This window comes from Rhodococcus coprophilus NBRC 100603 (assembly GCF_001895045.1).
GTDB lineage: Bacteria > Actinomycetota > Actinomycetes > Mycobacteriales > Mycobacteriaceae > Rhodococcus > Rhodococcus coprophilus.
The window spans coordinates 340798-354434 of record NZ_BDAM01000007.1 but is presented as its reverse complement, the minus strand read 5'-3'; the positions used below and the strand labels follow the sequence as shown (position 1 = coordinate 354434).

Here is a 13637-nt window from a genome sequence, read left to right as displayed (position 1 = left end):
CCACAGGAGTTCCGTACATGAGTCTGCCGCCGATCCTGCAGGACCGCCTGCGTCTGCCCGTCGTGGCGTCGCCGATGTTCATCGTCTCCAACCCCGATCTCGTGATCGCACAGTGCGCCGCGGGAGTCGTCGGGTCGTTCCCGTCGCTCAACGCCCGTCCCCACGCGCAACTGCGCGAGTGGCTCACCAAGATCACCGAGACACTCGCCGCGTACGATGCCGAGAACCCCGAGACGCCGTCCGCCCCGTACGCGGTGAACCTCATCGTGCACAAGTCCAACGACCGTCTCGAAGAGGACCTCGCGACGATCGTCGAGTTCCAGGTGCCTCTCGTCATCACGTCCCTCGGCGCACGCACCGATGTCAACGACGCGATCCATTCGTACGGCGGCATCGTCCTGCACGACGTCATCGACAACCGGTACGCGAAGAAGGCGATCGAGAAGGGCGCCGACGGTCTGATCGCCGTCGCCACGGGCGCCGGTGGACACGCGGGCACGCAGTCCCCGTTCGCCCTGGTGCAAGAGATCCGGAGCTGGTTCGACGGGCCGCTGCTGCTCTCGGGCGCCATCGCGCACGGTAACTCGATCCTCGCCGCGCAGGCGGCCGGCGCGGACCTCGCCTACATCGGGTCTGCGTTCATCGCGACGACGGAGGCGCACGCCCAGGACGAGTACAAGCAGATGCTCGTGGAGTCGTCGGCCTCAGACATCGTCTACACCAACCTTTTCAGCGGGGTACACGCGAACTACCTGCGCGGCAGCATCAGCCGGGCGGGCATGGACCCCGACAACCTCGCCACCTCGGATCCTTCGGCGATGAACCTCGGTGACGACAAGAGCGAACCCGGCGGCACCGCCAAGGCGTGGCGCGACATCTGGGGAGCGGGTCAGGGTATCGCCGTCATCGACGAGGTTGCGCCCACCGCGCGCGTCGTCGAACGTCTTGCCGACGAATACGCCGCGGCCCGTAAGCGCCTGGCGCTCTGACGGTTCGAAGACGACCCTGCGGGTTCGTGCGACACGACAGCGTGGCATGCCTCGGCATGCCACGCTGTCGTCTTCGGGGTGCGACTCAGAGGGTCGTGTACTGCGTGAGCTTCGGTGCTCCGGCCAGAAGCGGACCGAGATCGGTGATGGCGCCCTCGCCCGCCCGGAACTTGCGGTACGCGGCATCGTGCTCGGCCGAACGCCACTTCTCGACGACGACCCAGCGCGCCTCGTTGGTCCGGTCCACCAGAATTTCGATGCCGTCGCACCCGTCGAACGCGCGGGTCTCGCCGAGCACACGGTCCATGACCGTCTTCGCGTCGTCGAGCGCATCGGCCTTGAATTCGAGTTCGAGCAGAGCGGTGAGCGCCATGAAGAGTCCTTCCGTACGAGCGTCGTGCATGCGGTACTTACCGAGCCCACATTTCCCGAATGTCGAGAACCGCGCAATACCGATCCGGTAATGGCACTTCCGCTACGAGGGAAACCGGTCAGCGCGCAATCGCCGGGAGCACGAAGTGCTCGAGCAGAGGGGCGAGATCGCCGGGCAGGGGCAGACGCTCCGGGTCCAGCCACCGCATCTCCTCGATCTCCGCCGCGCTGCCTACGATCCCGACGGAAGGGTGCTCGAACACGGTTCCCTCGATCTTCCAGCCGGGTTCGTTGGCCGCATCCGCCAGGAACACCCCGATCGGTCGCAGCGCACCCGAGTCGAGCATCGCCCCGACCTCTTCCGCGCACTCACGCACCGCGGCCTCGGCCGCCGACTCGCCGGGCTCGGGCTTGCCGCCGGGGAGCATGAACCGGGAGGTGTTGCGCTTGCGCACGGTCAGCACCTGCCCCTCCGCGTTCCGGAGCACGACCGCGCTGACACGGATGAGTTTTTCGGGGGAATCGGACACCCGACCATCGTATGACCAGGGCTGCAGGACCGGCTGCGGACTCACGCCGACCATGCTCGCCAGCGCAGCCCGGCGATGGTGATCACCGGTCCCGGTGGTCGTTTCGACTGGTACTGCGGGTATTTGCGTGCCAGCGCATCGAGGCCGGTGACGCCCGCATCGGTGTCCGCCGCGTGGACCGTGGCGAAGCCGTCGACCCGGATCCACCACAGCTGCGACCAATCGTCGCTGTAGTGGTCGACCAGCACACTCACGCGGGGGTTCGCTGCGATGTCTGTGAGGCGACGTAGCCGCCGGGTGGTCTTCGGCTTGTCGTCGACACAGGTGTGGATCGCATCGCCGTCGAGGGCGAACACGATCGGGATCAGGTGGGGTTCTCCGGACTCGTCTGCGGTGGCCAGGCGGGCCACCCGGGCTTCGGTGACGCGCCGGCGGACGTCCATGCGCCTCACCGTAGTCTCCGGCACAGCCGACGGCCGCGGATCAGAACATGCTGTAACCGCCGTCGATCACCGTGGCGCTTCCGGTCTGGAACGAGGAGGCGTCGCTCGCGAGATACACGGCGATTCCCTCGAAATCCTCCGGCCGCCCCCAGCGCCCGAGCGGCACGCGGGCGATGACGTTGCTGTTGAACACGTCCGATTCCTGCAGGGGCCCGGTCATGTCGGTCGCGATCCAGCCCGGAAGCACACTGTTGACCCGGATCCCGTAGCGCGCGAGTTCGACGGCGCACCCGTTGGCGAGTGCGAGCACCGCGGCCTTGCTCGCGCCGTACGCCTGGTTGCGTCCGGCACCCTGCAACGCCCCGAGGCTGGACGTCACGATGATCGACCCTCCGGTCCCCTGACCCACCAGCACCTTCGACGTCTCACGCAGGGTGAAGTACGCCCCCTCGGCATTGGTAGCCATGACCTTCCGGTACTGCTCCGTCGAAGACTCGTGAAACTTCTGCAGACCCGCACCGATTCCCGCGTTCACGATCACCGTGTCCAGTCCACCGAGTTCGTCGACGGTTGCCGCGACCCCGTCCGTCACGGCTTGCTCGTCGGACACGTCGACCGAGCGGGTCGTGACCCGGCCGCCGAGGCCGCCCAGTTCGTCGGCTGCCCGCGCGAGTTTGACTGAGTCGCGTCCCCAGAGTGCGATGTCGGCCCCGGCACGCGCGAGACCCCGCGCCATACCGAGACCGAGCCCGGCAGACCCACCGGTCACCAGCGCACGCCTACCTGTCAGATCGAACATGGAGATCCTCCCCCGTTATGGATTACGCGAACCCGGCCATGACGCCCGACCCGCCGCACTCCTCGGGAACGCCGAGCCTCGTGATCGGCGTCGAACAAAGTGCGCGTCATCTGCCTTCGTCTCCCGGAGTGTCAGGGGCGTATCCCACGATGCGCAGTGCGATCACGGTGTAGCGGCGGGCTACCTCGTCCGGCGTGAGCGGGCCGTCGAGTCGGTACCAGCGGGCGACGGACCGACACATGCCGAGAAGTGCCCGCACCGTCTCCTCGATGTCGTCGACGTCGAACACCCGCGAATCCACGCCGCCCCGCACCAGGCCCAGCATGATCGTTTCGAGGCGTTTGCGGGTCGCGGCATATGCCCGCCGATTGTCGGGCGAAATGTGCCGCACCTCGGAATCGAGCGCCGATCGCTTGGCCCGGTGCGTCATGTCGAGTACGAGCGCGTCGACGGCGTTGGCGAATCGGGCGACCACATCGTCGCGGCCGTCCGCGACTGCGGCGGTGACGCGGTCGACGAGGTCGTTGACCGCGGCGTCGAGCAGGGTGACGAGAACGGCTTCCTTGCTCTCGTAGTGGTAGTACAGCGCCGGTACGGTCACGCCGACCCTGCCGGCGAGGTCGCGGACGGTCGCGCCGTGGAAACCGTTCTCGCTGAACGCGTCCAACGCGTGGGTGAGGATGGGGTCGAGTTCGAGCAGGCCGAACTCCCGCCAGCTCACGAACTGAGGTGCCGTCCGCTCCGCAGAGCCGAGCGCCCCGGATGTCGCGGCCATCGACCCCCCTCCCGTCACGTCGCCCCGGCCGCAGAGCAGCCGGTGAGTTCTTCCGCTGGATTCAGCGCGGGGCCATGCGGATGGCACCGTCGAGGCGGATGACCTCGCCGTTGAGCATCGGGTTGGACACGATGTGCGCGGCCAGCGCGCCGTACTCGGACGGATCACCGAGACGCGCGGGGTGCGGAACCTGCTGGCCGAGGGAGGCCTGGGCCTCTTCCGGCAGCGAACCGAGCAGCGGCGTCTTGAACAGGCCGGGTGCGATGGTGACGACGCGGATCAGGAGCGAGGCGAGGTCGCGGGCGATCGGCAGGGTCATACCGACGACACCGCCCTTCGACGCCGAGTACGCGGCCTGACCGATCTGCCCGTCGAAGGCCGCAACGGAGGCGGTGTTGATGATGACGCCCCGCTCGCCGTCGACCGGCTCGGTCTTCGCGATCCGCTCGGCGGCGAGGCGGATGACGTTGAATGTGCCGAAGAGATTGACCTCGACGACCTTCTTGAACGCGTCGAGCGGGAATGCGCCCTTCTTGCTCACGGTCTTGACGGCGTTGCCGATACCGGCGCAGTTCACGGCGACGCGCAGCGGGCCAAGGGACTCGGCGAGATCGAGCGCCTCGGTGACCGCGGCCTCGTCGGTGACGTCGGCCGCGGCGAAGCGGACTCGGTCGCCGAGTTCCTTGGCGATGGTCTCGCCGTTGGAGGAGGGCAGGTCGATGATCACGACCTGCGCTCCGTCGGCGAGCAGAGCCTTGACGGTGGCGAGGCCGAGGCCGGAGGCACCACCGGTGACGACGGCGACGCTGTCGTTGACGATCATGAAGAACCTTTCGCTGTAGGTGATCGGACCGTGAATTTCGGTACGGGTCAGAGACGTTCGATGACGGTGGCGTTCGCCATTCCCGCGCCTTCGCACATGGTCTGCAATCCGTAGCGGCCGCCGGTGGCCTCGAGGGTGCTCACCAGCGTGGTGAGCAGGCGGGTGCCCGACGATCCGAGTGCGTGGCCGAGGGCGATCGCGCCGCCCCACCGGTTCAGCTTCTCCTGGTCGGCATCGAACTCGTCGGCCCACATCAGGGGGACGGGAGCGAATGCCTCGTTGACCTCGTACGAGTCGATGTCGTCGACGGAGAGTCCCGACTTGGCGAGCACCTTGTGCGTGGCGGGAATGGGTGCGGTGAGCATGTAGAGCGGGTCGTCGGCGGCGACGGCGAACGAGTGGAACCGTGCTCGCGGGGTCAGGCCCAGCTTGTTCGCGGCTTCCTCGCTCATGATGAGGACGGCCGACGCACCGTCGGTGAACGGCGACGAGTTGCCGGGGGTGATGACCCACTGGGCTTCGGGGAATCGGGCGGCGTAGCCGTCGGTGTGAAAAGACGGACGCAGCCCGGCGAGACCGTCGACGGTGGTCGAGGCGCGGACCGTCTCGTCCACGGTGTGGACGATCTTCTCGCCGTCGGCGTTCGTGACGGTGATCGGGGCGATCTCCCGGTCGAAGTTGCCGGCAGCGGCAGCGGCGGCGGCGCGCTGGTGTGAACGCGCGGAGTAGGAGTCGACGGCGTCACGGTCGAAACCCCACTTCGCGGCGATGAGTTCCGCCGAAATACCTTGGTTGACAAGACCTTCGGGATATCGCGCGGCGACACCGGGGCCGAACGAGTCCTGGCCGATCGAGGATGTGCCCATCGGGATGCGGCTCATCGACTCCACGCCGCACGCGATGACGATGTCGTATGCGCCTGCGATGACACCCTGTGCGGCGAAGTGCGCGGCCTGCTGGCTCGATCCGCACTGCCGATCGATGGTGGTGGCGGGCACCGAGTCGGGGAATCCGGCCGACAGCAGCGCCGACCGCGAAATGTTGAGTGCCTGCTCCCCGACCTGCTGCACGCAACCGCCGATGACGTCGTCGACGAGGGCGGGATCGAGGTCGTTGCGCTCGACGAGCGAACGCAGGACGTGTGCGAGGAGTTCGACGGGATGGGTGCCGGACAGCGCACCACCGGGCTTGCCTTTGCCGACGGCGGTACGGACCACATCGACGATGACGGCGTTTGCCATGACGTTCCTTCCGATCGGAAACGATGCAGGTCCGGGCCGAGACTGCGGAGTGCGGAGTGCGGCACGCCCGACGGCTTCGCCCCACGTGTGTACCTATCGATCGCTAAGATGTCTATCACGTACTTAGCGCTCGGTCAACGAATCTCTGTAGCTAGCGCACGATAAGTAGGTCTGATAGGGATGGTCCAGCGATCTTCTGTCGCGTGAACTCTCCGCTCGGCCACCGGACCACGACTCGAGGAGAACCACATGACCACCGAAGCACCGGGCGTCGAATCGAGGATCGACGACGGCATCCTGCACGTGACGATCGACCGGCCCGCCCGCCTGAACGCGGTCGGAACCGCCACCCTGACTGCCGTGGCCGAGGCATTCGACAAGTGCGCCGACGACCCCACCGTGCGCGCCGCGGTCCTCACTGGCAGCGGACGGGCGTTCTGCTCGGGTGCCGACATCTCCGGACGCGACCTGAGCGCTCCCCCCGCGCCCGACACCATCGACGCCGCGAACCGGGTCACCGCGACCATCCGGGACTTTCCGCGACCGGTCGTCGGTGCGGTCAACGGTGTCACCGCAGGAGTCGGTGTGTCGCTCGCGCTCGCCTGCGACCTCACGGTCGCGAAGGAATCCGCGTACTTCCTCCTCGCGTTCACGAGGATCGGCCTGATGCCGGACGGTGGTGCCACGGCGCTCGTCGCGGCGTCCATCGGCCGGGCCCGCGCCATGCGGATGGCGATGCTGGCCGAACGGCTTCCCGCACGGGAAGCGCTCGCATCCGGCCTGATCGCCGACGTCTATCCCGACGACGGTTTCGACGACGCCGTCGGCGAACTGCTCACGCGGCTCGCGGCCGGGCCGTCGGCTGCGCTGGCGTCGACCAAGGAGGCGATCAACGCTGCCACGCTCACCGAGCTCGGTAGCGCGTTCGGCCGTGAACGTGCAGGTCAGCTCGATCTTCTCGCCGGCGCGGACTTCGCCGAAGGCGTAGCCGCGTTCCAGGAGAAGCGCACCGCCGAGTTCCGGCGCTAGCGCACCGCCGAGTTCCGGCGCTAGCGCGGCCCGTCAGAGCGGGGCGCGCCGGGCACCCACCGTCTTGAGCGCGATCGCCACATACTTCTCCGCGACCGCTTCGGGGCTCAGCGTGCCTTCCGCGTGGTACCAGCGGGGGATCGATTGGCACATGCCGAGCAGCGCCCGGGTGGTCTCGGCCGGGTCGTCGACTTCGAAATCGCCCGTCGCCGAGCCCTCCTCGACGATCTCGCGCACCAGCTGCTCGATGCCCTTGCGAACCGCCCGATACCGCTGACGGTTCTCGGGGCTGAGATAACGAGCCTCACCCTCGAGTGCGGCGAGCGCCGAACGCATCGTCATCCGCAACACGATCGCCTCGATCACGTTGGCCAGTCGGCGCACCGGATCACCGGCACCCTCGGCGGCGGCGGCGTGCGCTCGCGAGAGCACATCGCTGGTCGAAAGTTCGAGCAGCGCGATGAGGAGTCCTTCTTTGTTCTCGTGGTGGTAGTACAGAGCCGGCACCGTGACCCCGACACGCCGCGCGATCTCCCGCACGGATGTCCCGTGGAAGCCCGTCTCGTAGAACGCGTCGAGTGCTGCCGACAGGATCGGGCTCAGGTCCAGCGGCTGCAGCGTCCGCCAATCGGCGTGGGCGCTCTCCCCGTCCGGCTCGACACGACGGCCCTCGAGCCGGTCGACGGCATCGTCGGTGGAACCATCCATGTACCGCACCCAACCTACCGATCGTTACTTCATCCGGACGGCTCGACGATACCTGCCGGTTTCGGCCGCGAACGAGCGACACCGCCGCGCGGCACCATCACCGGAAGCACGGGGAGGGCGGACACGAACAGCGGGGATTCGGGCGGATCTACGCGATCTCAGCCCATCGGGTCGTCGGCCCCGGCGCGGTGGGTGTCGTGGAACGGGCCGGTGAACGAGCCCCATCGCACGCACTCCCAGCCACCACCGGGCACCGGCACGAGTTCCACGGTCTCGGTGTTCGCCAGATGGTTGCCGGTGGCGAACCCGCCCGGGACCTTGCCGAGGTACGCCGCGACGAGCCGGATCGCGGCGCCGTGACTGACGACCACCACATCCCCGGACCCCGCATCGAGATGATCGGCGCGCAACGACTCGACCACCGGCACGAACCGATCGAGCACGTCGAGCGCGGATTCCCCGCCGGGCACCCGAGTGCGCAGGTCACCGCTGTGCCATTCCTCGTAGACCTTCATGAACAGTCGGTGCGACTCCTCGTCGCTGCGGTCCTCGAGTTCGCCGGCCTGCACCTCGTGGACTCCGTCGCGGACCTCGGTCGCGAGCCCGACTGCGGGCGCGACCTGCTCCGCGGTCTGCCGCGCACGTATCGCCCGCGACGCCACGAGAAGCGAGGGACCGCGGTCGACGAGGTTACGTCCGAGGGTCCGCGCCTGTTCGATCCCGAGGTCGGTCAGTTCCGCCCCGGGCAGTTTGGTGTCGAGGCGACGTGCGACGTTCGCCACCGTCTGCCCGTGCCGGGCCAGTATCAGTTTGCCGCTCACGGCTACTCCTCTCCGCAGCGCAGTCTTTCCAGCCACTGCGCGTCGTCGTCGTCGGAGACGGGCGGTACCCCGTGCTCGGACACTGCCGCCCACGAACCGAGGAAGCGTACCTGCGCGAAACGGTGCAGAGCCTTGAGTGCCTCCGCGACGAGCGGGTCGTCGATATGGCCCACCCAGTCCAGATGGAAGAAGTAGGTCCCGTAATCCTTGCGGGTGGGACGGGATTCGATGCGGGTGAGGTCGATGCCTCGGGTCGCGAGTTCCGTCATGGCCCGTACCAGCGAACCCGGGACGTTCGGAAGTTGCAGGATCACCGACGTGCGATCGCACCCGGTGCGCTCCGGGATCGGACCCGGGCGGGTGACGAGCACGAACCGGGTGCGTGCACCGGCGAAATCGGCGACGCCGTCCGCCAGGACGGCGAGACCGAGCCGTTGTCCGGCCAGCGCGGTCGCAACCCCGGCGTCGACCTTGCCGGATGCCACGTCCTCCGCGGCCCCGGCATTGGACGATGCCGTGACGATCTCCGCGGCGGGCAAGTTGTCGGCGATCCACTTCCTCACCTGGGCGGCCGCGACGGGATACGCGCCGACGGTCGCGACGTCCTCTGGGGCGACACCGGGGCGGGTGACCACCGTGAAGGCGATGTCGAGTTCGGTTTCCGCGACGATCTGGAGTCGCGCGCCCAGCGAGAGTGCGTCCATCGTCGGGGGGACGGACCCCTCCACCGAACTCTCGATCGGCACGACCGCACCGTCGACCTCGCCGTTGCGCAGCAGTTCCAGCGCGGCAGGAGGGCTGGCTGCCACGACTCGCTCGACGGGCGCGTCGAAGGCGCCGAGGTTCTCGAAACGGTCGAGGGCCATCTCCGTGAACGTTCCCGACGGACCGAAATAGGCGATGCGTGGCACGCCTACGAGATTACGCAACTCGCGTCCGCATTCCGCGGTGTCGGGTGACGCCGCCGTTCAGCCGGGTGACAATCCCAGCTCGGCGAGTTCACGTCCGACCCGGTCGGGGTCGTCGACTTCGATCGCCAGGAGGATCTCCCGCAGCGCAGCCGCCGCTTCCGGGATCAGCCGTTGCAGCCGGGGCACGTCGGGCGAGGCGAGTGCCTCCCGGATGTCGAATCCGCTCAGGGACGCCGCGGTCGCGGACAGCAACGCCACCACCTCGGCGGTACCGGTCGCGCGGGCGACATAACCGGTGTCGGCGTGGGCGAGGACGGCAAGAAAGTCGGAGACCGCACCGCGCCCGTGTCCCGCGGGCAGACCCGGAATATGCCCGGCCTCGGTGAGGGCACGTGCGGTGTCGGCGAGCGATTCGTCGGGTCCGTCCGCGTACACGATCAGCGGCGCGGGGGCGGTGAACTCCAGCACGTGGCACAGGTCGTCGGTCGAGCAGTCGATCTGGTAGCGAAGCGGTCGCCAGCCCGCCGGCTCGGGGCGAGGTCCGGACGTGTCGAGTTCGACGACGAGGTCGCGGGACGGTGGGGCCGTGATCGTCCCGGCCGGGACGATCGGGGCACCGAGCAGCGGCCCGGCGGCGGCCTCGGCGCTCTCCGGCGAGTCGTACCGTCCGGTCAGCAACCCGTCGAGCAGTCCGCGCGGCTCGTCGCGGGAGGGCGGCATTCCGAGAGGAAGGGGGATCGGCACAGATCCCAGATTAGACCCCGGGCTCTTGCGGCCACGATCCCCGTGACTTAGGTTTGCCTCACCTACTTGCAGGAGGGTTGCCATGCACACCACCACGTCCACCGCCGTCCCCGCGCCGACCACGGCCGAACGCGTGCGCACCGCCCTCATCCGCGCCGACACCACCCACCTCGCCGTCGACGGCTGCGATCCGATTCCCACCACGGTCCACCACCTCCACACCGACGACGACGTCGCGATCGTGGTGCCCGCGAACAGCACCGCCGTCGCAATGGCCCGGCGAGCCGCCACCGGGCTTCCCGCCGTCCTCGAACTCACCGACCATTCACCGCTGGCCCTCCGCAACCCCGTGCGCTCCCTCATCTGGCTCAGCGGCATCCTGCACACCGTCGAGGAACCCCGTCTGCTCGCCGCGGAAATCGCGGAAACCCTCCCGCACCCTGAACTTCTCGACGTCGGCCACCGATCCGAACTGCTCCGGTTGAGCCTGAGTTCCGTCGTCGCCGCCGACACGACGGGTGCCGAAGCCGTGAACGTCGTGGACGTGCTCGAAGCCGCACCCGATCCGTTCGCCGCACTCGAGACCGCATGGCTCGAGCACCTCGAGGCAGAGCACGCAGACCTCGTCGTCCGAATCGCACGTCGTATCCCGGAAGCGCAGCGCGGCGGACGGATTCGCCCACTGGGCATCGACCGTTACGGCGTCCGCCTGCGCATCGAATCCGGCCGGGGAGATCACGACGTGCGCATCCCGTTCGGCGAACCCGTCGCCGACCCGTCCGCGCTGAGCCGGGCATTGCGCCTGCTTGCCGGATGCCCGTTCCGGAACGGACTGCACATGCGGTCCTGAACGAAGAAACCCGCCCGGGAACTCCGGCGGAGGACTTCCGATCACGCTGACGCAAACTGTGGTTACCCACGCGCCCGAACTCGATGATGATCCACAGCCCCCGGCACCGGCCGGCCGGCATCAGCATCGATTCTCCGAGCCCGAGGGAAGTACATGTTCCGCCTACGTCACGCCGGATTCACCACCGCCGCCGCATTCGTCCTGACAGCGGTCGTTGCGTGTGGGTCGGGGCCCACGGGCGGCGGCCTCACCGCAGACAGCCCGCTTCCGACCGGCATCCCGGCCGGGACGAAGATCGTCATCGCCGACCAGAGCGAACGGCAACAGGTCGCACTGGCTGCGGCCGGACAACTCGACTCGCTTCCGTTCGACTACGAGTTCGCGACCTTCCAGGGCGCACCGTCGATTCTCGAGGCGTTTCGTGCCGACGCCGTCGACGTCGCCTGGGCCGGCGAGATCATGGCCGTGCAGTCGCTCGTCGCGGGAGACGACGTGCGGGTCGTCGCCGCGGTGCAGACCGACAACAGCCTCAACCTGGGTATCGCGCCGGGCGCCGACATCGCGTCGCTCGCAGACCTGTCGGGCAAGCGGATCGGTTACGCCGAGGGCACCTCCCAGCAGGCCTTCGTCCTGCGCGCGCTCGACAAGGCGGGCCTCGAGGTCGACGACGTGGAACTCACGCCGATGGCATTGGCCGACTTCCCCGACGCACTGCGATCCGACCAGATCGACGCCGCCCCGATGAGCGAACCGGTGTTCTCCCGGTACATGCAGACCGACGGCGCCACCGCACTGCCCCGCGAGGAAATCGCCGACCTCAGTGACGGCATCTCCTACCTGTACTCGAGCGTGAGGGCACTCTCCGATCCCGCGACGGCAGCCGCGATCCGCGCCTATGTCGGTGCCTACATCACCTCGGTGGACTGGGCGAACGACAACCGCGACGCCTGGATCGACGAATACTTCGTCAAAAGCCAGGGCCTCACAGCCGAAGACGGGCACCGGATCCTGGACGCCAACGGGCCGACGACCTTTCCGCGACTCGACGAGAACCTCGTCGCCACCCAGCAGCACACCATCGACGTGATCGACGCCGCCGGCGAACTGCCGCGCCCCGTCGAAGCCGCCGAAGCGTTCGACCTGCGCTTCGACGAAGTCGTCCAGGCCGCGGTAGCCGAAGCCGGCGCCGGACACGTTCGCAACTGATCTCTCGAGGGGACCTTCTCATGACGCACCGCCAGCTCAATCTCAACGCCTTCATCTACCCGACCGGCCACCACGAAGCGTCGTGGCGGCACCGCGACAGCACACCCGAACGCATCTACGACGTGCGCTACTTCCAGGAACTCGCCCGTGCCGCCGAAGCCGCCAAACTCGATGCGGTGTTCTTCGCCGACGGCCCCGCGCTGCGCACGGAAGTGCGGTACCGGCCGGACTACGGCCTCGAACCGATCACCACGCTCGTCGCGATGGCCACGGTCACCACGCATCTCGGCCTGATCGCCACAGCCTCGACCACGTACTACGAGCCCTACAATCTCGCCCGGCTCTTCTCGTCGCTCGACCACATCTCCACCGGTCGCGCCGGATGGAACATCGTCACCACCGCATCGGACGCCGCAGCCGCGAACTTCGGTCTCACCGACCATCCCGACGTACAGCAGCGGTATGCACGCGCACGTGAATTCGTCGACGCCACAGTGAAACTGTGGGATTCGTGGGAGGACGATGCCGTGGTCGCAGACAAGGCCGCGGGAGTGTATGCCGACCCGGACAAGATCCACCGCGTCGACGTGGAGGGTGAATACGTCAGCGTACGCGGCCCGTTCAACTCCGCACGCTCCCCTCAGGGTCGTCCCGTCCTGGTCCAGGCCGGATCGTCGAACGACGGACGCGATTTCGCAGCGCACTACGCCGAGGCCATTTTCACCGCGCACCAGAGGATCTCGGACGCGCAGACGTTCTACACCGATATCAAGTCCCGTGCCGCCGACGCCGGACGCAACCCCGGCCATGTCAAGATCCTGCCCGGCCTGAGCCCGTTCCTCGGAGCGACCGAAGCCGAGGCGCGGGAACTGCAACAGGAATTCAACGAGCTCACCATCGTCGAGTACGGGCTCGGGCAACTGCAGAAGATGGGCCGGATCGACGTGTCCGGGCTCGACCTCGACACGCGAGTGCCGCCCGAACTGTTCGCGGGGGCCGGAGACATCACCGACAACGACAACAGCAGGCGTCTCGTGTTCGCCAAGATCGTCGAGCGTGAACAGCCGACACTGCGTCGACTACTGCACAAACTTGCCGGCGCGCGCGGGCACAACGTCGTGGCCGGAACGCCCGTGCAGGTGGCCGACATCATCGAAGAATGGTTCACCCGCGGCGCCGCCGACGGGTTCAACATCATGCCTCCGCAGTACCCGCAGGGACTCGAGGCGTTCACCACCACCGTCGTCCCGATCCTTCAGGAACGGGGCCTGTTCCGAACCGAATACACCGGAACCACCCTGCGCGATCACTACGGTCTGCCCCGGCCCGAGAGTCAGTACGCACGCACTCTCGCGACCGCCGGCACCGCCTGACCCCTTCCGACGAAAGGACAAGC

Annotated in this window: 16 protein-coding genes; 5 read left to right on the top strand and 11 right to left on the bottom strand. The window is 67.9% G+C overall.

Annotation, left to right across the window (positions count from 1 at the left end):
• Positions 1–17 precede the first annotated feature (17 nt).
• Positions 18–989: an NAD(P)H-dependent flavin oxidoreductase gene (locus RDCOP1_RS13570; RefSeq protein ID WP_072701312.1), complete on the top strand. Its 972-nt coding sequence runs from the start codon at positions 18–20 to the stop codon at positions 987–989.
• Positions 990–1074: 85 nt separating this feature from the next.
• Here the strand turns inward: RDCOP1_RS13570 and RDCOP1_RS13565 are convergent, their stop codons facing one another.
• From RDCOP1_RS13565 to RDCOP1_RS13535, 7 genes are all read right to left on the bottom strand, one after another.
• Positions 1075–1362, bottom strand: coding sequence for a putative quinol monooxygenase (locus RDCOP1_RS13565; protein WP_072701512.1), 288 nt, complete (start codon positions 1360–1362; stop codon positions 1075–1077).
• A 118-nt stretch (positions 1363–1480) separates the two neighbouring features.
• Positions 1481–1891, bottom strand: a complete 411-nt coding sequence (locus RDCOP1_RS13560) for an NUDIX hydrolase (RefSeq protein WP_072701310.1) — start codon at positions 1889–1891, stop codon at positions 1481–1483.
• 41 nt (positions 1892–1932) lie between these two features.
• A complete protein-coding gene (locus tag RDCOP1_RS13555; protein WP_072701308.1) occupies positions 1933–2334 on the bottom strand; it encodes a TIGR03668 family PPOX class F420-dependent oxidoreductase in 402 nt (133 codons plus the stop codon).
• A gap of 40 nt (positions 2335–2374) precedes the next feature.
• A complete protein-coding gene (locus RDCOP1_RS13550; protein WP_072701306.1) occupies positions 2375–3133 on the bottom strand; it encodes an SDR family NAD(P)-dependent oxidoreductase in 759 nt (252 codons plus the stop codon).
• 106 nt (positions 3134–3239) lie between these two features.
• Positions 3240–3908: a TetR/AcrR family transcriptional regulator gene (locus RDCOP1_RS13545; RefSeq protein ID WP_072701304.1), complete on the bottom strand. Its 669-nt coding sequence runs from the start codon at positions 3906–3908 to the stop codon at positions 3240–3242.
• Positions 3909–3969: 61 nt separating this feature from the next.
• On the bottom strand, positions 3970–4731 hold the full coding sequence (locus RDCOP1_RS13540; protein WP_072701303.1) for a 3-hydroxyacyl-CoA dehydrogenase: 762 nt from the start codon (positions 4729–4731) through the stop codon (positions 3970–3972).
• A 47-nt stretch (positions 4732–4778) separates the two neighbouring features.
• Positions 4779–5972, bottom strand: coding sequence for a thiolase family protein (locus tag RDCOP1_RS13535; RefSeq protein ID WP_072701301.1), 1194 nt, complete (start codon positions 5970–5972; stop codon positions 4779–4781).
• A gap of 249 nt (positions 5973–6221) precedes the next feature.
• Between RDCOP1_RS13535 and RDCOP1_RS13530 the strand changes: the two genes are divergently transcribed.
• On the top strand, positions 6222–7001 hold the full coding sequence (locus RDCOP1_RS13530; protein ID WP_072701299.1) for an enoyl-CoA hydratase: 780 nt from the start codon (positions 6222–6224) through the stop codon (positions 6999–7001).
• A gap of 33 nt (positions 7002–7034) precedes the next feature.
• On the opposite strand, the gene RDCOP1_RS13525 is transcribed toward RDCOP1_RS13530, so the two are convergent.
• The 4 genes from RDCOP1_RS13525 to RDCOP1_RS13510 form a co-directional block, all read right to left on the bottom strand.
• Complete coding sequence (locus tag RDCOP1_RS13525; protein WP_072701297.1) at positions 7035–7709, bottom strand: TetR/AcrR family transcriptional regulator; 675 nt, start codon at positions 7707–7709, stop codon at positions 7035–7037.
• Positions 7710–7867: 158 nt separating this feature from the next.
• Entirely contained in the window at positions 7868–8530 is a 663-nt protein-coding gene (locus RDCOP1_RS13520; protein WP_072701295.1) for a histidine phosphatase family protein, read from the bottom strand.
• A gap of 2 nt (positions 8531–8532) precedes the next feature.
• Positions 8533–9441, bottom strand: a complete 909-nt coding sequence (pheA, locus tag RDCOP1_RS13515) for a prephenate dehydratase (RefSeq protein WP_072701293.1) — start codon at positions 9439–9441, stop codon at positions 8533–8535.
• Positions 9442–9498: 57 nt separating this feature from the next.
• A complete protein-coding gene (locus RDCOP1_RS13510; protein WP_072701291.1) occupies positions 9499–10161 on the bottom strand; it encodes a hypothetical protein in 663 nt (220 codons plus the stop codon).
• 106 nt (positions 10162–10267) lie between these two features.
• Between RDCOP1_RS13510 and RDCOP1_RS13505 the strand changes: the two genes are divergently transcribed.
• The 3 genes from RDCOP1_RS13505 to RDCOP1_RS13495 all read left to right on the top strand — a co-directional run bounded on the left by RDCOP1_RS13505 (position 10268) and on the right by RDCOP1_RS13495 (position 13614).
• A complete protein-coding gene (locus tag RDCOP1_RS13505; protein ID WP_072701289.1) occupies positions 10268–11035 on the top strand; it encodes a DUF2470 domain-containing protein in 768 nt (255 codons plus the stop codon).
• A gap of 153 nt (positions 11036–11188) precedes the next feature.
• The gene (locus RDCOP1_RS13500) at positions 11189–12241 is read left to right on the top strand and encodes an ABC transporter substrate-binding protein (RefSeq protein ID WP_072701287.1); all 1053 of its coding nucleotides are present in this window, start codon (positions 11189–11191) and stop codon (positions 12239–12241) included.
• 20 nt (positions 12242–12261) lie between these two features.
• Complete coding sequence (locus RDCOP1_RS13495; RefSeq protein ID WP_072701285.1) at positions 12262–13614, top strand: LLM class flavin-dependent oxidoreductase; 1353 nt, start codon at positions 12262–12264, stop codon at positions 13612–13614.
• The last annotated feature ends 23 nt before the right edge of the window (positions 13615–13637 follow it).

What these genes read in the sequence shown, in the direction of transcription:
- RDCOP1_RS13570 (WP_072701312.1), top strand. Translation starts at nt 18, where the DNA reads ATGAGTCTGCCGCCGATCCTGCAGGACCGCCTGCGTCTGCCCGTCGTG.
- RDCOP1_RS13565 (WP_072701512.1), bottom strand. Translation starts at nt 1,362, where the DNA reads ATGGCGCTCACCGCTCTGCTCGAACTCGAATTCAAGGCCGATGCGCTC.
- RDCOP1_RS13555 (WP_072701308.1), bottom strand. Translation starts at nt 2,334, where the DNA reads ATGGACGTCCGCCGGCGCGTCACCGAAGCCCGGGTGGCCCGCCTGGCC.
- RDCOP1_RS13550 (WP_072701306.1), bottom strand. Translation starts at nt 3,133, where the DNA reads ATGTTCGATCTGACAGGTAGGCGTGCGCTGGTGACCGGTGGGTCTGCC.
- RDCOP1_RS13545 (WP_072701304.1), bottom strand. Translation starts at nt 3,908, where the DNA reads ATGGCCGCGACATCCGGGGCGCTCGGCTCTGCGGAGCGGACGGCACCT.
- RDCOP1_RS13540 (WP_072701303.1), bottom strand. Translation starts at nt 4,731, where the DNA reads ATGATCGTCAACGACAGCGTCGCCGTCGTCACCGGTGGTGCCTCCGGC.
- RDCOP1_RS13535 (WP_072701301.1), bottom strand. Translation starts at nt 5,972, where the DNA reads ATGGCAAACGCCGTCATCGTCGATGTGGTCCGTACCGCCGTCGGCAAA.
- RDCOP1_RS13530 (WP_072701299.1), top strand. Translation starts at nt 6,222, where the DNA reads ATGACCACCGAAGCACCGGGCGTCGAATCGAGGATCGACGACGGCATC.
- RDCOP1_RS13525 (WP_072701297.1), bottom strand. Translation starts at nt 7,709, where the DNA reads ATGGATGGTTCCACCGACGATGCCGTCGACCGGCTCGAGGGCCGTCGT.
- RDCOP1_RS13510 (WP_072701291.1), bottom strand. Translation starts at nt 10,161, where the DNA reads ATGCCGCCCTCCCGCGACGAGCCGCGCGGACTGCTCGACGGGTTGCTG.
- RDCOP1_RS13505 (WP_072701289.1), top strand. Translation starts at nt 10,268, where the DNA reads ATGCACACCACCACGTCCACCGCCGTCCCCGCGCCGACCACGGCCGAA.
- RDCOP1_RS13500 (WP_072701287.1), top strand. Translation starts at nt 11,189, where the DNA reads ATGTTCCGCCTACGTCACGCCGGATTCACCACCGCCGCCGCATTCGTC.
- RDCOP1_RS13495 (WP_072701285.1), top strand. Translation starts at nt 12,262, where the DNA reads ATGACGCACCGCCAGCTCAATCTCAACGCCTTCATCTACCCGACCGGC.